At 63.0% G+C, this 18,304-nt stretch carries 14 protein-coding genes; 9 read left to right on the plus strand and 5 right to left on the minus strand.

The genetic code is table 11. From position 1 onward, the window contains the following. Nucleotides 1-32: 32 nt before the first annotated feature. From AC1DZP_RS06550 to tssH, 5 genes are all read right to left on the minus strand, one after another. Nucleotides 33-1,106, minus strand: a complete 1,074-nt coding sequence (locus AC1DZP_RS06550; protein WP_457151246.1) for a sugar-binding transcriptional regulator — start codon at nucleotides 1,104-1,106, stop codon at nucleotides 33-35. Nucleotides 1,107-1,474: 368 nt separating this feature from the next. Further along, nucleotides 1,475-3,187 (minus strand): glycerol-3-phosphate dehydrogenase/oxidase, encoded by a 1,713-nt coding sequence (locus AC1DZP_RS06555; RefSeq protein ID WP_477300966.1) that lies wholly within the window; start codon nucleotides 3,185-3,187, stop codon nucleotides 1,475-1,477. After that, nucleotides 3,184-3,960, minus strand: a complete 777-nt coding sequence (locus tag AC1DZP_RS06560) for a DeoR/GlpR family DNA-binding transcription regulator (RefSeq protein WP_477300968.1) — start codon at nucleotides 3,958-3,960, stop codon at nucleotides 3,184-3,186. The genes AC1DZP_RS06555 and AC1DZP_RS06560 overlap by 4 nt, the downstream gene beginning before the upstream one ends. Continuing rightward, complete coding sequence (locus tag AC1DZP_RS06565; protein ID WP_477300970.1) at nucleotides 3,957-5,492, minus strand: FGGY-family carbohydrate kinase; 1,536 nt, start codon at nucleotides 5,490-5,492, stop codon at nucleotides 3,957-3,959. Before AC1DZP_RS06565 ends, AC1DZP_RS06560 begins: the two co-directional genes overlap by 4 nt. A gap of 466 nt (nucleotides 5,493-5,958) precedes the next feature. Continuing rightward, a complete protein-coding gene (tssH, locus tag AC1DZP_RS06570) occupies nucleotides 5,959-8,781 on the minus strand; it encodes a type VI secretion system ATPase TssH (protein WP_477300972.1) in 2,823 nt (940 codons plus the stop codon). Between the two features lie 219 nt (nucleotides 8,782-9,000). On the opposite strand from tssH, the gene tssA reads away from it, so the two are divergent. Genes tssA through tssJ form a run of 9 tightly spaced genes read left to right on the plus strand, consistent with a single transcriptional unit; the run spans nucleotide 9,001 to nucleotide 18,304 of the window. Beyond that, nucleotides 9,001-10,173, plus strand: coding sequence for a type VI secretion system protein TssA (gene tssA / locus AC1DZP_RS06575; protein WP_477301176.1), 1,173 nt, complete (start codon nucleotides 9,001-9,003; stop codon nucleotides 10,171-10,173). Between the two features lie 6 nt (nucleotides 10,174-10,179). Next, nucleotides 10,180-10,719 (plus strand): type VI secretion system contractile sheath small subunit, encoded by a 540-nt coding sequence (gene tssB / locus AC1DZP_RS06580; RefSeq protein WP_095080775.1) that lies wholly within the window; start codon nucleotides 10,180-10,182, stop codon nucleotides 10,717-10,719. Between the two features lie 3 nt (nucleotides 10,720-10,722). Next, nucleotides 10,723-12,228 (plus strand): type VI secretion system contractile sheath large subunit, encoded by a 1,506-nt coding sequence (tssC, locus tag AC1DZP_RS06585; RefSeq protein WP_095080774.1) that lies wholly within the window; start codon nucleotides 10,723-10,725, stop codon nucleotides 12,226-12,228. Between the two features lie 49 nt (nucleotides 12,229-12,277). Continuing rightward, nucleotides 12,278-12,733 carry an Hcp family type VI secretion system effector gene (locus AC1DZP_RS06590; RefSeq protein WP_095080773.1) on the plus strand — a complete coding sequence of 152 codons (456 nt, stop codon included), beginning with the start codon at nucleotides 12,278-12,280 and terminating at the stop codon, nucleotides 12,731-12,733. Continuing rightward, nucleotides 12,720-13,475, plus strand: coding sequence for a type VI secretion system baseplate subunit TssE (gene tssE, locus AC1DZP_RS06595; protein ID WP_477226416.1), 756 nt, complete (start codon nucleotides 12,720-12,722; stop codon nucleotides 13,473-13,475). Before AC1DZP_RS06590 ends, tssE begins: the two co-directional genes overlap by 14 nt. Before the next feature lies 1 nt (nucleotide 13,476). Then, on the plus strand, nucleotides 13,477-15,351 hold the full coding sequence (gene tssF / locus AC1DZP_RS06600) for a type VI secretion system baseplate subunit TssF (RefSeq protein WP_477300974.1): 1,875 nt from the start codon (nucleotides 13,477-13,479) through the stop codon (nucleotides 15,349-15,351). Beyond that, nucleotides 15,315-16,382, plus strand: coding sequence for a type VI secretion system baseplate subunit TssG (gene tssG / locus AC1DZP_RS06605; RefSeq protein WP_477300976.1), 1,068 nt, complete (start codon nucleotides 15,315-15,317; stop codon nucleotides 16,380-16,382). Before tssF ends, tssG begins: the two co-directional genes overlap by 37 nt. Then, complete coding sequence (gene tagH / locus AC1DZP_RS06610; RefSeq protein ID WP_477300978.1) at nucleotides 16,379-17,848, plus strand: type VI secretion system-associated FHA domain protein TagH; 1,470 nt, start codon at nucleotides 16,379-16,381, stop codon at nucleotides 17,846-17,848. Before tssG ends, tagH begins: the two co-directional genes overlap by 4 nt. 3 nt (nucleotides 17,849-17,851) lie before the next feature. Then, a complete protein-coding gene (gene tssJ, locus AC1DZP_RS06615) occupies nucleotides 17,852-18,304 on the plus strand; it encodes a type VI secretion system lipoprotein TssJ (protein ID WP_477300980.1) in 453 nt (150 codons plus the stop codon).

The raw sequence follows: 18,304 nt of genomic DNA on the forward strand, positions 1-18,304 counted from the left end.
ATGCAAACACCGGCGATGCGGGTTTTCCGTTGTCACGCATTCGACGATCCTCCGTTCACATGGCGCTTCGCCGCGCTGGCCGCTCCATTGGACTGGTTCAGTTCGACAAGGGCACGGGCGGTGCATTCATCGGTGATCAGGCCGCTCAGGTAACGGCTTTCGAGCACTGCTTTGATCGCCCGCACTTTCACCTTGCCGCCGGCGACGGCGACAATCCTGCGGCCTTTCAATTGGTCCCGCGGCAGCGCCAGGATTCTTTCCGACAGCGCCGTTTCCACAGGACGCCCCTTGTCGTCGAAGAAGTGGGCGAGCAGCTCGCCGACGCCGCCATCGCGCTTGACCTCATCGATTTCGGAATGCTCGATCATGCCGGTTGCGACCAGCGAAGCTTCCCGCTCGGCGGTCCCTATGCCGACGAACATCAGGTCGGACCGGCCTGCCAGAGCGAAGACATCGCTGATGCCGCGTTGGCCGAGCAGCACCTCGCGGTCCTCGGCGGTGTTGGCGACGAAGGGCACCGGCATCACATAGGCCTGCGCGCCGGTCCGTTCGGCCAGCCGATGCATGACGTCGTGCGGATTGGCGGCAAATTTGCGCGTCACGCCGCCAAGCAGCGAGACGAAACGGATATGGGCGGCAGGAGTGCGCGTCAGATATTCGACGCTGGCCGCGAGGGTGCGGCCATGGCCGACGCCGATCAGCATGTCTTCGCCACGATCGATCTCGCGCTTCAGGAACTGCGCACCGGCGATGCCCAGTCCCCTGAGCGGCAGGTCTTCCTGATCCAGATCCGGAACAACCTCGCAATAATCGAGCCCGTATGCGGCGGTGAGGCGCTGCTCCAACTCCACACACTCGGCGACGTCGCCGTCGATAAAGACCCTGACCAGACCTTCCTGGTTGGCCTTGGTGATGAGCCGATGCGCCTTGAGGCTGGTCAGGCCAAGCCGCTTGGCGACCTGGGCCTGCGTGAGACCCCCGGCAAAGTGAAGCCACGCCGCGCGTGTGGCGAGGCTGGACTCGTGGTCGCGGTTAGCGGTTCCGCCAGATTTCAAGCCATCTCCTCCCGAGATGATATTATTATCTTTGTGTGCAAAAATTTTCATACCTTTGCGTCGCTGTCAACCCCTCCGCCTGACTCCCAGGCCATTGCGGGGATCCACAGGCCTCGCCCCTCGCCGATACGTCGCCCTCTCGGTCGGCGTCGGTCCATTGGGAGGTCGGCATGTTGGGTTGATCATATGGCGATGTTAAATTAACGTCAATTGATGTTATCAAATGTCTTCGTTGGCGGCATCATGGAGGCGAATCTCGCCAACATGCCAATTAAGTGACTGTTTTCAATGAGATATCTTCGTCGGTATAAAAATCCCAATCCATCTGTGAGTTGGGACATTTCGGGTGCGCGGCGCAACCAGGAGCAAACCGATCGGATTGCCCAGAAAAAGCGGGATCGGCATTGTCGATGACGCGCTCAGTCCAGCCGCATCAGGTTCCTGCCTTCGAGCTCCACGACAGCGGCCTCGACTTCCTGCGCGATGCGCTTGGCGTTCCAGCCCAGCGCCCGTCCGGCGATCATGGCAATCTCCTGCAGATCGCGACTTGTCAGTGAGCCGCCTATGGCGAGCGTGCTGCGACGCATCACGATGTCGGCCAGATGTTCGACGAACTCGTTGCGGACGATGTAGTCGATCTCCGATCTGCCGTAGCTGTCGGAGTCCGGCAAATCGCCCTGACCATCTGGCCCATGAGTGGCAATCTCCAGGGCTCTGGTCCCGTAGCGCGACAGCAATTGGTCGAGACGTCGTTCCTCGACGTCCGTCTCCGCCCGGGCCTGGGCTAGCCAGCTTGCGCGTGCCTCAGCATTGGCGGGGAAATCCTTTCCGCCGCCGATCGGCATGGATTGCGTCGTTACCTTGCGGCTGCGCCGCAGACGGTCGAGTATCGCGTCGGCGACTTCCTCGGCAAAGCCCCGGAATGTCGTCCATTTGCCGCCGACCAGCGAAATGACCGCGAAGGGCCTGTCCCGGTCCGGCTCGGCGACCGGAGCGGAATGATCGCGACTGATCAGGCCCGGTAGCGATGCATCGGAGGCCGGGAGCGGCCTGATACCGCTATAGGCATAGACGACCTGGGCGTGTTCGAAAATCATACCCGGCAACAGCGTCCGCACGCTCTCGAGCAGATAGTCGACTTCGCCGGGTTCGCAGCGGACCTCGTCGGGGTTGTCGGCCTTGATGTCGGTCGAGCCGACCAGCGCCAGACCGAGATAGTCGTAGACAAGGCAGATGCGGCCGTCATCGGCTTCGAAATAAAGCATCCGCCCGGCCAGGCTTGTTACCAGTTCGTCATGCTTCAGCAGGATGTGCGAGCCCTTGGTGCCGCCGATCATCTTCGACGGTGCACCGAGCAAGGCGTTGACATCGTCGATCCAGGGGCCGGCGGCATTGACCACCAGCTTTGGCCGCACCGAAAATGTGTCGCCATTTTCTGGCTGGAAGGTCAATACGCCATCGGCCGAAGCCACCAGCGCCGTGTAGTTCGTGCTGGCGGAGGCTGCATTGGACCGCAACCCGTCGAGGATCAACTCGAGCACCAGCCTTTCGGGATGGCTTATCTTGGCATCGTAATAGGTGCCGGTGGCGACGATCGAAGGGTTGAGCGCCGGCATCTCACTGAGCGCCTGCCGCCGCCCGATCATGCGGTGGTGCGGCATGACCTGGTTTCGCGAGCCGTAGAAATCATAGATCATCAAGCCGATCTTGATCAGGAGGGCGCCGCGGCTGCGCGGCGCGCTGGTCGAGCCGAACAGCGTTCGCAGCGCCGCCAGCATGCCCTTGCTCCAGGAAAAGATCGGAATGACGGTCGGCAGCGGGCTGACATAGTGCGGCGCGTTCTGCAAAAGCAGGTTGCGTTCGAGCGTCGATTGCGCCACCAGCCCGAACTCGCCGGTTTCGAGATATTTCAACCCGCCATGGATGAGCCGCGACGGCGCGGCACTGGTGCCGGAGCCGAAATCCGCCTTGTCGACGATCAGGCAGCTAACGCCTTGCGCGCACAGGTCGCGAAACAGCCCCGCCCCGTTGATGCCGGCGCCAAGAATGACGACGTCGACCTCGCCGGCCGCGGCCATGGCGGCGAGACGCCCGGCGGCATTTTCCTCACCTGCTGTGTCGGCTGAGCTCATTGTGCCGTCGTCTTGACGATGCGCAGCTTCACGCCTGCCCGTTCGAGGTGCTGCGCCTGTGCATCGCCCAGCCCCTCGGTCGTCAGCACGGCATCGAAACTGGTCAGATCGTCAAAGACATGCAGTGCGATCCGGTCGAACTTCGCATGGTCGACCAGCAGGATGCGCTTGACCGATGCGGCCATCATCGCCTGCTTGACCCGCACGACGTTGGGATCCTGGATGAAGGCCGTGGTTCCGGTGATGGCCGAAGCCGAGCAGATCAGGACATTGGCGCGAAGCTGCGCGACAGCATTCTCGCAGACGATGCCGATATAGGCATTGTAGGTGCCGTGGTACTTGCCACCAAGACAGATGAAGTCGATGTCGTCGACATTGGTCAGCAGCGAAGCCGTCGCTACGCTGTTGGTGATGACGGTCAGCGGCTTGACGTCGAGCAGCAGCGTGGCGACGGCGTTTGCCGTCGATGAATCGTCCAGCATGACCACCTGTCCGGCTTCGACATAATCCAGTGCCGCCCGCGCCAGCGTATCTTTCTCGGCTCTGTTGACCGTCATCCGGTAACGAAAGGCGCTTTCGTAGAGGCCGGAAGGCTGAACCGTCACCGCACCGTGCAGTTTGCGAAGCACGCCCTGCTGCGCCAGCCGGTCGATGTGCCGGTGGATGGTCATGCGCGATACGCCGAAATGCTCGACCAGATCGTCGATGCGCACCTGGCCGAGCTTGATCACATACTCGGCGATCTCTTCGCGTCGTTCGTCGGCCTTGATCATGCAGTCCCCTTGGTGTCTGGCCGCGCCAGCCGTTCGAGCTCAGGCCATTGCGACTTCAGCTGCTCGGCGATGCGGCAATAGAGGGAAAACCGCTCGCTGAACACAGCACTGGAGGCAGGCACGGGCTGATACTGGCGCGCCGTCATGCCGACCTGCCTGGCGCCCTGTTGCGGCGTCGCGAAGATGCCGACCGCGGCGCCGGCGCAAAGGGCGGCACCCAAGGCGGCGGCCTCGTCGGTCGAGGTGATGGTGACCGGGGCGTTCAGCACGTCGGCAAACATCTGCACGAAAGCCGGATTGCGCGAACCGCCGCCGGTCAGGCGTATCTCGCGGACGGCGAAGCCCTCGCGCAAGGCTTCGACATGGGTGCGGTGATTGAAGACAATGCCTTCCAGAACCGCCTTCAGCATGTCGCCGCGATCGTGCCAGCCATGCAGGCCGACAAAACTTCCGCTGGCAACGTCGCCATAGGGAGAGCCGAACAGATAGGGATGAAACAGGATGGTCGAAGGCTTCTTCAGCGCCGCGTCGATCTCTGCTGCAAGCAGTTCGTGGATGGAGCCGCCATCGGCGTTTGTCCTGTCCTGCTCCGAGCGGCAGAAGGTGTCGAGAAACCAGTCGTAGTTTGCGGTCGAGGCCGGCGAGATCGCCATGTTGTTCCAACGGCCTGCATCGATGGCGTTGCGACAGAACCAGCGCCGGTCGACGCGCGGTTTCGAAGAGACGACTTCGTTGATGGAATAGGTGCCGGCAACGATGCTGAGCACGTCCTCCTCATGGCCGCCCATGCCAAGCGCCGAAGCGGTCACGTCGTGCAGGCCGCACGCGACCGGCGTTCCCTTGCGAAGGCCAGTCATTTCGGCGGCATCGGCGGTGACCTGGCCGACGATGTCGGCCGAATGCGCCACCGGCGGCAGCGCGTCGAAAAGGTCACCCAATCCAAAGATCTGCATCGCTTCCGGGGCGTAGGCCTGTGTGCGGAAATCCGTGAACGATGTGCTGGCCTCCGTACGGTCGGTGCCGATCGTGCCGGTCAGGCAAAAGCGAAGCCAGTCCTTGCAGGCCAGTATGTGACCGATGCGAGCATAGCGATCCGGATCGTTCTGCTTGAGCCATGCAAGCAGCGCCGAAGGCGCCGAAACATGCGGCGCCTGGCCGGTGCACGCAAGCGCTTCGTCGAAGACCAGGTCCGCCGACCATCTTTCGACAATCTCGCCGGCGCGGCTGTCGAGCGACAAGATTCCGGGCCCTAGCGGCCGACGATCCTTGTCGAGCAGATAGAGACCGTCGCCATGCGCGGTCGCTGCCACCGCCCTGATATCGTCCGCCGGCCGGCCGCAGAGCGCGATCGCTTCCTTGATGGCGTCGGCGGTCGCTTGCCAGAGGCCTGCCATGTCGCGCTCCACCCAGTGCGCATGGGGCATCGACTGCGGCACCCGCCGGCGCGCCACCGACAACTGCGTGCCATCGGCGTCGAAGATCACCGCCTTGGTGACCGTGAGACCGTTATCGATTCCGAGCAAACTAGGCATGATCACCGCCTCTTTCGGCAACTGGCGATGCGCACTGCGCGACAATCCTGCAGGCTGGGGCAAGGGCTACAGATATGGCGACAATCAATGGACAACGGCGATACAATGCACTGACACCTTGCGGATTGAACGGACCATATAGCGATGTGAATTTAACGTCAATATGTGAGACAATGCCGCTTGCATCGCTGAGATTGTGCGTTATAGAGAATCGGAAACTTACTAACTTTCTGATTTTGCTAAAATTTTTTTCTACAAAAATATCCCACCGAGATCGTTCATTCGGTCGGAACGGCCATGCGTTTCGAACTCGAAATCCCGGCGGACGCAGTGGAATCAGGCCGACGGATTCAAGACCTCATGGATCCAACAATGAAGTCCTGCGTGGCTTCGTCCAAGTAGGGGTGCATTGGCAGGCTGAAGACTTCATGGGCCAGCCTTTCGGTGACGGGAAGCCCAGCCTCCGCTACTCGAAGGAATAGGTGAAGCCCTCCTTGGAGGCGCCGACTGTCACCTTCGTCATCTTTTCGCCCCCGAGCGAACGATTCAGCACGCCGCGGCTCAATTCCGGCAGAAGCGTGTTGGTCAGGATGGCATCGATCATCCGGCCGCCGGATTCGAYCTCAGTGCAGCGGGCCTTAACCAGGTCCATGACGCCGTCGCCGATCACCAATTCCGCGTCGTTGGTTGCACGCAGCCGGCGGGCAATCTTGGCGAACTGGTGGCGGGTGATCGCTTCGATCATCGAATCCGAGAGCGGATAGTAAGGAATGGTCACCACGCGGCCGAGAAAGGCCGCGGGGAAGACCTTCAGCAGAGGGCTGCGCAAGGCGGTGTCCAGATCGTCGAGCCCGGCGCGCAGCGTGCCGTTCCTGGTCCGGTCCATGATGACTTCCGAGCCGACATTTGAGGTGAGCAGGATCAGCGTGTTCTTGAAATCGATGCGCCGGCCCTCGCTGTCGTCCATCATGCCCTTGTCGAAAACCTGGAAGAAGATTTCGTGTACGTCCGGATGCGCCTTCTCGACCTCGTCGAGCAGGATCACAGAATAGGGCTTGCGGCGGACCGCCTCGGTCAGGATGCCGCCCTTGCCGTAGCCGACATACCCGGGCGGAGCGCCCTTCAAGGTGGAGACGGTATGTGCCTCCTGGAACTCGGACATGTTGATCGAAATCAGGTTCTGCTCACCCCCATAGAGTGTCTCGGCCAATGCCAATGCGGTTTCGGTCTTGCCGACGCCCGAGGGGCCGCAGAGCAGGAACACGCCCACCGGTTTTTCCGGCGCGCCGAGCCCGGCGCGGCTGGTCTGCACACGCTTGGCGATCATCTCCATGGCGTGATCCTGGCCGACCACGCGTTCGGACAGGGTCGCGGCGAGCCGCAGCGCCTTTTCGGTCTGGCTCGACAGCATCCGCCCGGTCGGGATTCCCGTCCAGTCCTGAACGACCGCCGCTATGGCGTTGCGGTCGACCGACGGCAGGATCAGCGGCGTTTCGCCTTGCGCCTCGGCGAGTTCGGCCATCAGTTCGCGCAGCCGGGCGAGATCGGCGCCCGGTTCGGGTGGAGGAGCGTTTGCCGCCGGTGTCTCCACGTCGGCCTTGGCCGTTTTGGTCTTTGCCGTTTTGGTTTTGGGCGTCTCGGTCTTTTGCGTTTCGGTTTGGGGTGTTGCGGTCTTGGGCGGCGCAGTCTCCGCGGCGTCCGCGCCTGCCGTCCCGGCATTCGCCTCAGGCGTCTCCACAGCATCGAGCGGCACACCCTCGCCGCGCAGCCGGGCGCGCAATTCGAGTATCTCGGCAACCAGGGCCTTTTCCCGATCCCAACGTTGTTGCGCTGCGGCCAGCGTGACCTCGGTTTCGGCAAGGCCGGTGTCGACCCGTGCCTGGCGCTCGGCCACTTCGATGCCGATCGCGGCCTCGCGGCCGATGATGCCGTGCTCGACCTCCAGCGCCTGGCGGCGACGCATGATGTCTTCGACCTCGGCCGGCGTGGCATGCTGCGATATGGCGACACGGGCGCATGCGGTGTCGAGAAGGCTCACCGCCTTGTCGGGCAGTTGCCGCGCCGGGATGTAGCGATGCGACAGGCCGACCGCCGCCTCGATCGCCTCATCCAGTATCTGCACTTTGTGGTGCTGCTCCAAGACGCCGGCCACACCGCGCAACATCAGAACCGCCACCGCCTCCGACGGCTCGTCGATTTTCACCACCTGGAAACGGCGGGTCAGCGCCGGGTCTTTCTCGATGTGCTGCTTGTATTCTGCCCAGGTCGTTGCCGCGATGGTGCGAAGTTCGCCACGCGCCAGCGCCGGTTTCAGGAGATTGGCGGCATCACCCGTTCCTGCCGCGCCGCCGGCGCCGATCAAGGTGTGGGCTTCGTCGATGAACAGGATGACCGGCGTTTCGGACGATTGAACCTCGTCGATGACAGCCTTCAGCCGTTTCTCGAACTCGCCCTTCACGCTTGCACCCGCCTGCATCAATCCGACATCGAGCATGCGGACACTGACATCCTGCAGCGTGGGCGGCACGTCGCCCTGGGCGATACGCAAGGCAAAGCCCTCGACGACCGCCGTCTTGCCGACCCCGGCCTCACCGGTCAGGATCGGGTTGTTTTGCCGGCGTCGCATCAGGATATCGACGATCTGCCTGATCTCCGGATCACGACCGACGACCGGATCGATCTTGCCGTCGCGGGCGCGCTGGGTCAGGTCGGTGGCGTATTTCGCCAGTGCAGAATCCCCGCCCGGAGCCCGCTTCGGCGTTTCGGCCGTGGGAACTGCGATGGCCGCGCCGGCTTCGAGCGAACCTTCCACGACATCGGCGAACCGCGCGATGACCGCGTCGGCGTCGATCTTGTCGAACTCGGAACTGATCTTCGACAGCAGGCCTTCCAGCACCGGCGTCTTCAGGCAGGCAAGGAGAATATGTGCGCTGCGGACTTCCTCGACGCCGAATTCCAGCGTCGCCAGGTTCCAGGCTTCCTGGATGGCGTGGAAGATATGGTCGGAAAATTCCTCTATCGACGTCGCGCCGTAAGGCAGCTTGTCGACGGCGCGGGTCATATCGGCCGTGAGCCGGCTCGCATCCAGCCCCGCATCGGCGACTATCATTTGCACATCGGAGCGGTCCGAAAGCACCAGTTGCTCGATGAAGTGGACGAGTTCGACGTAAGGATTGCCGCGCAGCTTGGCGGTATCGGCCGCGGCCTTGAAGGCGCGCACCCCGACAGGATTGAGCTTGCCGACCAGTTCCTTGCGTTTGAAGCTCTGCGACGACCGGCGCTGTTCCATCGAACGTGCTCCTGCAATCTGCCTGCCGACAACCTGCCACAGAAGCCGCCGATTGACAAAGCGCGTGATAGACGAGGCTCGATGCGCAGTCAGCCGGTACTCAAGAAGGTCGCATTTAGCTTCTGTTAATTTTTGAGCAGTCGTTGAATTGTGGTAAAGTACAACGGTGTGATAACGTTGCGTCACGTACGGTTTGACGGCCGGTCGCTGGGGGTTGGTGTGATTGATCTCGCACTCTGGCTTGCTCCGCTCGACGGTGAAAATCCGTCCGGGGAGGATTTGCGCAACGACCCGGCTTTTCATGAGCTGGAGCGCCTTACGGAAGCCCAGACCAAGGTCGTCCATGACGGCAACAACAAGGCCACCTCGCAAAGCACCATTCCAGTCGACTGGTCGGCGGTACTCGCCAAGGCGGAGGAATTGCGCGGACATGGCCGGGACCTGCGCCTGCTCGTCATCGTCACGCGCGCGCTGGCCAATGAAGAGGGCCTGGCAGGGCTAGCGCAGGGTCTGACCCTCATTGCGCAGACTTTCGATCAGTATTGGGAAACCATGCATCCGGCACTGCGGCCAGGCACTTCGGCACGCGATGCCGCCTTGCGCCGGATCAACGCGCTGCTCGACCTGCAGAATGGTCAGGACGGGCTGTTGGCGAACCTGCGGCAAATGACGTTCTTTGCGCCGCGCGCAATCGGCCCGATTCAGGGCGTAGACTTGGAGAAGGGTGCGCTCGACGACCGCGTCATGCTCCAGGAAGCCGCCTCGGGATTGAATGCCGCAGAAAAGGCGGCACTGGTCAGTGCGCACGGACAGCTCTTGAACCGGGTGCGTGCCGGATGCGCGGCACAGATGGATCAAGCCAACGCAGAGATGGTCTTGCTGATCGCCGACACCCGGGCAGCGATGGCGGCCCTCGACGCGGTCGAGACCGCCCTCAACGCTCGTCTCGATGGCGGCGGCGCTCCGGTTCCGGAATTAAAGCGGTTTCTGCAGCGTTTGCTGACGACCCTCGAACGGAACTCGGCTGCCGGCGCCGTTGCCAATGGCGCGGCCAAGCCACCCCCGCCGGCAGAACCGGCAACGCCTGCTCGAAACGGTCATGGAGCCGATGCGATGGCAAGTATGGCAAGCTACGCGGACTCGAGCACGGGGCTTCCCGACCGGATTTCCTCGCGTGACGACGTGGTGAAATGCCTCGACCTCGTCGTCGCCTTCTACGACCGCACCGAGCCGTCGAGCCCGATCCCGCACCTGGCTCGGCGTGTGCGCCGGATGGTGCACATGGATTTCGTTGAACTTATGGAAGATCTCGCCCCGTCGGGGCTGAAGGAATTCCGGCTCCTTGCCGGCGTTCCCGATGCCAAGAAGGCGGCTCAGAAGGATGAAAGGTAACAACACATGCCAGCCGAAAGCAAAGCGAAGGTCATCGAACGAAATCGCGCGCCGCGGGTGCAGATCGCCTACGATGTAGAAACCTATGGCAGCCCGACGACGATCGAACTGCCGTTCGTCATGGGCGTGATGGCCGATCTTTCCGGAGCTTCGCAAACCAAGGAAGCGTCAAAGTCGGTGCTGGACCGCTCCTTTGTCGAGACCGACGCGAACCGCTTCCCCAAGTTCATGGAGGCGCTCGGTCCCCGCGTCAAAGCCCGGGTGAAGAACACGCTGCCGCAGGCCGAAGGCCAGGAGCGTGACGAGGAACTGGCGCTCGATCTCACCTTCACCAAAATGGGCGATTTCGCCCCAGACAAGATCGCCGCGCAAGTTCCGCAACTGGCCGAGATCCTCAAGATGCGTCGTCAGCTCGAGGAATTGCTGGGCTTCATGGATGGCCGCGTCGACGCCGAAAAGCGCATCGCGCAGCTTCTGAACAACGAGCCGCTTCTTGGCAAGATCGCCAGTCAGGCGCTGACCGACGACGACAAGGCAGGGGAGTAGATCATGGCCGAACAGCAAAAGACCGCCGCCGTCGCCGCCGAGGCCGAAGCCATAGACCTTGGAGAATTCAGCGGGCTCCTCGAGAAGGATTTCAAGGTCAAGAAGGACGACAGCGAGAAGCTGCAGCAGCTCGTGCGCAATCTGGCGCTGGCGGCGCAGTCCCGTTCCGACACCACGACCATCTCGTCCAATGCGATCAAGTCGATCAAGTCGCTGATCGCGGGCATCGACAAGATGCTGACCACGCAGGTCAACGAGATCCTGCATGCGCCGGAAGTGCGCGAAATGGAAGGCACATGGCGCGGCCTCTGGTATCTCGTCAACAACACCGAGACGGATCAGAAGCTGAAGATCCGGGTGATGAACATTTCCAAGGAGCAGCTGGCCGACACGCTCGAAGACTTTGAAGGCCAGATGTGGGACCAGAGCCCGATCTTCAAGAAAGTCTATACAGACGAGTATTCGATGCTTGGCGGCGAGCCGATCGGCTGCGTGGTCGGCGCCTACGAATTCTCCAACCACCCGCGCGACGTCGGTCTGCTGCGCAACATCTCCGGCATCTGCGCCTCGGCGCATACGCCGTTCATCGCAGCCGCCTCGCCGCGCCTGTTCCGCATGGACAGCTGGCAGGAATTGCCGAACCCGCAAGACCTGCAGCAGATCGTCTCCAACCCGGCCTATGCGTCGTGGCAGTCGCTGCGCGAGAGCGAGGACGCTCGCTACATCGGCCTGACCATGCCCCGGGTCCTGGCCCGGCTGCCCTACGGCACCGATACCGTTCCGGTGAAGGGCTTCACCTTCGAGGAAGAGGTGCAGGGCGATCACAACAAATATGTCTGGATGAATGCCGCCTTCCCCATGGGCGTCAACATCAACCGCAGCCACAAGCTGTTTGGCTGGGGCACGCAGATCCGCGGCGTCGAGAACGGCGGCACGGTGCTGAACCTGCCGGTGCACAGCTTCCCGACCGATGATGGGTCGATCGCGATGAAATGCCCGACCGAAGTCGCCATCGACGACCGACGCGAGGCCGAACTGGCCAAGCTCGGCCTGATGCCGATCCTGCACCGGAAGAACACCGATCTCGCGGCCTTCATCGGCGCGCACTCGCTGCAGGACGACGAGACGCGGGCGGGACGGCTGGTCGACCCGGACGCACAGTCGAACGAGCGGCTGAGCGCCAACCTGCCCTATCTCTTCCCGGTTTCGCGCTTTGCGCACTACCTCAAGGCCATTGCGCGCGACAAGGTCGGCTCGTTCAAGGAACGCTCCGACATGCAGATCTGGTTGACCGAGTGGATCAACCGGTACGTGCTGGCCAACCCGGCCTTTGCCGACGACAAGGCGCGCGCCAAGCGCCCGCTTGCCGCCGCCGAGGTTCAGGTGGACAGTGTGGAGGGGCGTCCCGGCTACTACGCTGCCCGCTTCTATCTGCGCCCACATTACCAGCTGGAGGGCATCAATGCCTCGCTCCGACTGGTGTCGGAACTACCGTCCGTGAAGACTTGATTTGCAGCAACCAGACCTTGTTTTTGTTTGAAAGCGGTGGAGAAAGACAATGCCAGTGAAGATTGATGGTTTTCTGAAGGTTCCGGATATCAAAGGCCCGAGCACCCGCGACGGCCACGATGACGAGATCGAAATCCATGGCGTCGACTACAAGATGGTCGCACCTTATGATCCGAATTCGCTCTCACGCCGTGGCCGCGTGTCCATGGGCATGATCAAATTCATCAAACATTACGACAAATCCTCGCCCTACCTGAAGAAGGCTTTGTTCGAGAACAAGGCCCTGGATGAGGTGGTGTTCTCGGCACGGCGGACCATCGATGGTGAGACCAAGGATTACCTGGTGGTCACCCTCACCGACGCCTCGATCATGGAATACGACATGTCGCAGGCGCCGGACGAGGAAGACCTGATCCAGGAAGAGGTCAGCTTCGCCTACAAGAAGATCAAGTTCGTCTATGACGGCAATGATGAAGCCGAAATGGATGTCTATGTCGGCAAGTGAGGTTCGGCGACCCGGCGCGGGCAAGCAGCAGACTACCGGCAGCTTGCGGGCAAAAAGCGAGGCCGTCCAGCCTTCACTTTGGGATCGCCTCGTCAATGACCTGCCGGGCCTGACTTCGGAGATAGACGGGCTGCGCCATGTCTTGCTCGACGAGCTTGGCGCGGACCGTCTCGACACACTCGTCGCCGGCAGTGCGCGCACCATAGACGCCGATGCGGAGCTGACACCCGATCAAAAACGGCGGCTGCATCGATTGGCCTTTCAGACCCAGCACCGCGTCGAGATCGAAAGCCGCGGCGTGGTGGTCTCGGCTCGCGTGCTCAGGGAAGCGGTACGGCGTGACATCGAGGCGCTCTTCAACACCGAGCGCTTCGAGGCCACACCGTTGCTTTCCGATCTGGAAAACGAACAGGTGTCGGACAATCCACCTTCGCTCGCCGATTTTCCGGAGGTGCGTCGAAGCGTGGTCAATTACGGCGTGCCTTCCTTCTCGGGCCGGTCGTCCCGCGACTTTGATCGCGACGTGCTGGCGCGTGAGATCCGCGCAGTGCTCGCCACCTTCGAGCCTCGCCTCAAGGAGAGCGCAACAACGGTTACGGTCACCCTCGGCGACAAGACCGTTGGCCTCAAGATCGAGATAGACGCCGTGCTGATCATGACGCCGACGCCGGAACGCATGCGCCTGCGCACCACGATCAATCTCGATAACGGCTTGGCGCGGACCGAAATTAGGGACGCCTGAGATGGATCGGGTCTTCGTCGAATACTACGAGGAGGAACTGACCCATATTCGTGGCCTCGCGGCGGAATTTGCCGACATGCATCCGGCGGTGGCGCGCAACCTTTCCCTCGATACGGTCCCATGTCCGGACCCGTATGTCGAGCGGCTGCTGGACGGCGTCGCCTTCCTTGCCGCGCGCACCCGGCTGAAGGTCGATGCCGAGCGCTCGCGATTTTCACGCAGTGTGCTCGAGGTTCTCTATCCCGATCTGGTCACGCCGGCGCCGGCAACGGCGATGGCGGTGCTGAAGCCCGGCCAGCAGGTCCAGACCATGCTCGCCGGCCACGTCGTCAAGCGCAACACGCGGCTGGTTTCCAGCCTGCAGCCAGGCCTGTCGACGCGCTGCACGTTCTCCACCGCGCAAGAAATGACCCTATGGCCGATAGCGGTCACTTCGGTGAGCTATTTCCAGGATCGCAGCGCGCTGGCGATGGCCGGCATTGGGCCGATCGGCGGCGTCGGCGGCGCGGCGGCGCTCCGCATCGTGCTGGCCCGAACCGGAAAAGGCAGGCTCGACGAACTGGCGCTCGACCGACTCGACCTCTATTTTGCTGGACGCACCAAGGCGCCGCTCCTGTTCGATGCGATTTTCGGCGCCTGCTCGGCCGTTGGCGCACGCCCAGAAGGCAAGACCAACCCGTTGTCGCCCCTGCCGGCACCCGAAATGGTCGGCATCAGCGACGACGAGGCCCTGATGCCTCGTACCCGTCCGACATTCGAGGGGTACCGTCTGCTGCGCGAATATTTCATGATGCCCGAGCGCTTTCACTATGCGCGGGTTTCCGGGCTTCAGCCCGTCGTACGCCGATGCGCCGCCGGGTTGGAAATCATCTTCTTGTTCAGACGTGCGGTGCCCGAGCTTGCCGACCTGACACCGGCGGACTTCGAACTTTTCGCGACGCCGATCATCAATCTGTTCGAACGTGAGTGCAACGTCGTCGAGGTCGATGCGCGCAGGACGCGGCAGGTGTTGCATGCAGACCGAACCCGGGCGCGCGACTTCGAGATCTATCGGGTCATCCGCGTGGAGGATGCCGACACAGAAGGCAACGACGCCGAAATCCCCGAACTCTTCAGCCTGGGGCAGAACCGGGGCAGTGGCTGGGTCTATTCGACCGAACGGCGCCCACGCCGGGCGACGGAGGAGGAGCGGCGCGACGGCCTGACCCGAACGTCATACACCGGGGACGACGTTTTCCTGGCCATATCCCGGCCACTCGCAAGCCCGGCGAACCGGCCGCTCAAGCGTCTCGACGTCATGGCGCTTTGCACCAATCGTGATCTGCCGATCCTCGATGACAATCCGACATTGACGCTGGAGGCCGGCGACCCGGTCGAAACTGTCCGGCTGCTTGGCGCGCTGCGTCCGCCACAGCCGGCCATCCCGGCGGCACTGCCGGCTGGGGCCGACGGTGAATCGCGGGCCGACGATCTTGCCTGGCGGCTGGTGGCGCAGCTCGCGCTCAATTTCCTCAGCCTTGCCAAGGAAGGCCGCGGCATCGACCCTCTGCATGCTCTGCTCGACCTCTATGCCGACCGCGGCGATCCGAGCCTTGCCCGCAATGTGCATTCGATCGTGCGTATCGACTCACAGCCGGTCATCGAACGGCTGCAGATCGACGGGCCGATGTGCTTCGGACGCGGCACCGAAGTGACGTTGCACGTTGATCAATCGGTCCTGGCCGGCCAAAGCACCTTGCTGCTTTCGGCCTTGCTGGCGCGGCTGTTTGCCCGCCACGCCGGAATAAACGGCTTCGTGCGAACCCGCACGCGGCTGCTGCAGAAGCAGGAGGATGTGCCATGGCCGATGACGCCCGGCAATCGCTACCTGATCTAGACAAGCCCAGCCCGAACCGGGCCGAAGGTCTGTCCGAGGCGTTCGACTTCTTCGAACTGCTGCGCCGTCTCGAACAGCGAAGCGGTCTGTTCGGCCATTCCGGCCGCCCCGACCGCGAGCCGGCACGGCTCGGCCAGCATGTGCGCCTCGCCTTTTCGGCGCGGGACCTGGTTCAGTTCCGCGAAGCCGATGGCGAGACGCCAGCCCGGGTCACGGTTGCAAATCTCGGCCTGCTGGGACCGGAGGGTCCCATGCCGCTGCATCTGACGCGCTGGGTGCTCGACCGCCTGTCGCAGCGCTGGTTCGCCGGCACCGACGCACAGCTGACCAGCGACACGACGTTCGTGGACTTCGTCAACATTCTGCAGCACCGCATGATTGCCCTCTACTACCGGGCGTGGGCGGACGCGCATCCGGCCGTACAGGTCGAACGCGCGGTCGGCGGACGTGTTCGCGCCATGCTGGAAGCGATGGCTGGGATTGGACTTCCCGGCACCCAGGACGCCGATCTCGATACGGTAAAGCTTCGCCAGGCGGCTTCGCTCGCCAGCCAGGTCGACGGCCCGGAACGGCTGACGCTGTTCCTGGCGGAAGCATTCAAGGTGCCCGTGCAGATCAGGGAGTTCATCGCTGCCTGGATAACCGTGCCGACCGGCCTCCAGACCCGCCTTGCAACGGCCTATGCGGGGCTCGGCCGGGGGGCGACGATCGGCCCGCGGGTTTTCAACCGCCAGAGCAGGATCGAACTGCGCGTCGGCCCGCTGGGGTACGAGGACTTCAAGGCCTTCCTGCCTGGCGGCCAGCGGCTCAAACTGTTCAAACAGGCCGTTCGCGACATGATCGGGGAATCGCTTGACGTCGACCTGCGCATCGTGCTTGCACGCGAAGCCGTGCCGCCGCCGCGTATCGGATCGGCACAGCTCGGCCGAACCACCTGGCTTGCGCGGCCCGCCGAAAGGGGCGATGCTGACGACATGCGGCTGCGGACAATCGTCGGATGGCGGCCGGAAATCGCGGGGGTCGCGGCATGAGTCTGCTGCTGACGCTGGAGCAAGGGCCACGCACCCAGGCGGTACGGCAGACCCGGCTGGACGAGGGTGAACTGGTGATCGGCCGCAGCGCCGACGCGGGCTGGCAGATCGACGATCCCGACATGTTCGTTTCGCGGGCTCACTGCAAGATTTCTGGCGGGCGAGACGGGTATTTTGTAACCGACACGTCGAGCAGCGGATTGTTCATAAACGGCTCTGACAGCCCGCTCGGCGCCGGCAAGTCGGCGCGCCTTCAAAGCGGCATGCGGCTGAGGCTGGGCGACTACATCGTCTACGTCGACCTGCAAACGCCAGTCGCTCAAGCACCTGCGACCGGCCAGCCGGTTCCCGAACGCCTGGCGCAGCCATCTCGGGCGCCGGTGAGCATCGGCCGCGACGACTTCTTTTCCGCCAAGGTCGAAGAAGAGCCGCGACGGCCACGTCCGGCCGATCTTCCGAACCCGTTCGAGCAGCCGGTTCCAGGCGCGTTCGAGCGTGCCGCATCCCAGCGCAACTCGCCTGCTTTCGATGACCCGTTCAGCCTCGATCCGGTTGCAACGCCTGTGTCGAGAAACGCTGCCCCTTTTCTCGAGCCGAGCGGTGCCGCGAACCTGGCGGACCCATTCAGCCTCGACCCGGTGCCGTCCCCCAGCCGCGGAGCCGAACCGGCTGCCGGAAAGCCGTCCGATCTCAATGATGATTTTGGTTTCGGACCGGCGGCAGTGCCCAGTTCGGCAAACGGCGGCGGCTCGACCGGACAGCGCGAGCGCGCCGCCCAACGACCCCAATCCACCAATCCCTGGGATTTGCCCGTGCAAGCGGCGGATACCCCTCCCCCGCCACGTGCGGTCGCTCCTGCCAAACCCGCCCGCCCGCCCGCCGCGCCACAGCCGGGGGAGTCGGCGCTTCGCTCGGCATTCCTGCACGGCATGGGCGTTGAGGAAGCCGATTTCCCCGGACGCGACAGCATCGCGGAAATGGAGAAGTTTGGCCGCGAGTATCGGCTGATGATGGAAGGCCTGATGCAGCTTCTGCGCAAGCGGGCCGAGGAAAAGGGAAACGCCCGCGTCGCCCAGACCATGGTCGGAGCCTCCGAGGTCAATCCGCTCAAGTTTCTGCCAACTGTCGATGATGCCATCGTCACGCTTATCGCCGAGCGCAGCCCCGGATTTCTTGCCGGCGAAGCGGCAATCGCCGACGCGGTTCGCGATCTCGCGCAACATCACGTGCGCGCCTGGCGCGGCATACAGGCCGCCTTGCGGCGGATGATCGACCGTTTTGACCCGGCCGAGATCGAGGAAGAGCTGAAATCGAATTCGGCGATCGGCACCCTGCTTTCAGGCGGGCGCGGCGCCAAGCTGTGGGAGCTTTACCAGAAACGCCATCGTGAAATCGCCGAGAGCGCGGAAAAAAGCTTCCTTGGCGAAATCGGCGCTGATTTTCGAGATGCTTACGAGGAGGAGTGAGAGATGATCGATCGACGTGAATTTGTCGTTGCCCTGGGCGCGACGGGGCTGCTTGCGGCCTGCCAGAGTGGTCCGCCAAAGCCATCGGTGATCACCGTCAACGTGACCGGCGGGGCCGGCATGAACCCAGGACCAGGTGGCGGCGATCGGCCGGTGACGGTTCTCGTGATGCGGCTGAAAAGCGCCGGCATATTCAATTCCGCCGACTATTTTGCGCTGCAGGGGGATGCCGGCACGGCGCTGGCAGGCGATCTTATCGGGTCCGACCAGATCGCTGTCGGGCCGGGGAAATCCGCATCCAAAACCATCACCGTCGAGCCGGACGCGACGGCGCTGGGCTTCGTAGCACTGATCCGCGAGCCTGGCGGCAGGAACTGGCGGACAACCAAGTCGGTATCGCCGGGATCGAAATTCACGATCAACGTCACGCTTGGCAGCGGCGGCATTTCCGCCTAG

This window comes from Mesorhizobium sp. P2_F8, from assembly GCF_056403655.1.

Coding starts and splice junctions, on each gene's coding strand:
- AC1DZP_RS06550 (WP_457151246.1), bottom strand. CDS start 1,106: ATGAAAATTTTTGCACACAAAGATAATAATATCATCTCGGGAGGAGAT.
- AC1DZP_RS06555 (WP_477300966.1), bottom strand. CDS start 3,187: ATGAGCTCAGCCGACACAGCAGGTGAGGAAAATGCCGCCGGGCGTCTC.
- AC1DZP_RS06560 (WP_477300968.1), bottom strand. CDS start 3,960: ATGATCAAGGCCGACGAACGACGCGAAGAGATCGCCGAGTATGTGATC.
- AC1DZP_RS06565 (WP_477300970.1), bottom strand. CDS start 5,492: ATGCCTAGTTTGCTCGGAATCGATAACGGTCTCACGGTCACCAAGGCG.
- tssB (WP_095080775.1), top strand. CDS start 10,180: ATGCCAGCCGAAAGCAAAGCGAAGGTCATCGAACGAAATCGCGCGCCG.
- tssC (WP_095080774.1), top strand. CDS start 10,723: ATGGCCGAACAGCAAAAGACCGCCGCCGTCGCCGCCGAGGCCGAAGCC.
- AC1DZP_RS06590 (WP_095080773.1), top strand. CDS start 12,278: ATGCCAGTGAAGATTGATGGTTTTCTGAAGGTTCCGGATATCAAAGGC.
- tssE (WP_477226416.1), top strand. CDS start 12,720: ATGTCGGCAAGTGAGGTTCGGCGACCCGGCGCGGGCAAGCAGCAGACT.
- tssF (WP_477300974.1), top strand. CDS start 13,477: ATGGATCGGGTCTTCGTCGAATACTACGAGGAGGAACTGACCCATATT.
- tssG (WP_477300976.1), top strand. CDS start 15,315: ATGGCCGATGACGCCCGGCAATCGCTACCTGATCTAGACAAGCCCAGC.
- tagH (WP_477300978.1), top strand. CDS start 16,379: ATGAGTCTGCTGCTGACGCTGGAGCAAGGGCCACGCACCCAGGCGGTA.
- tssJ (WP_477300980.1), top strand. CDS start 17,852: ATGATCGATCGACGTGAATTTGTCGTTGCCCTGGGCGCGACGGGGCTG.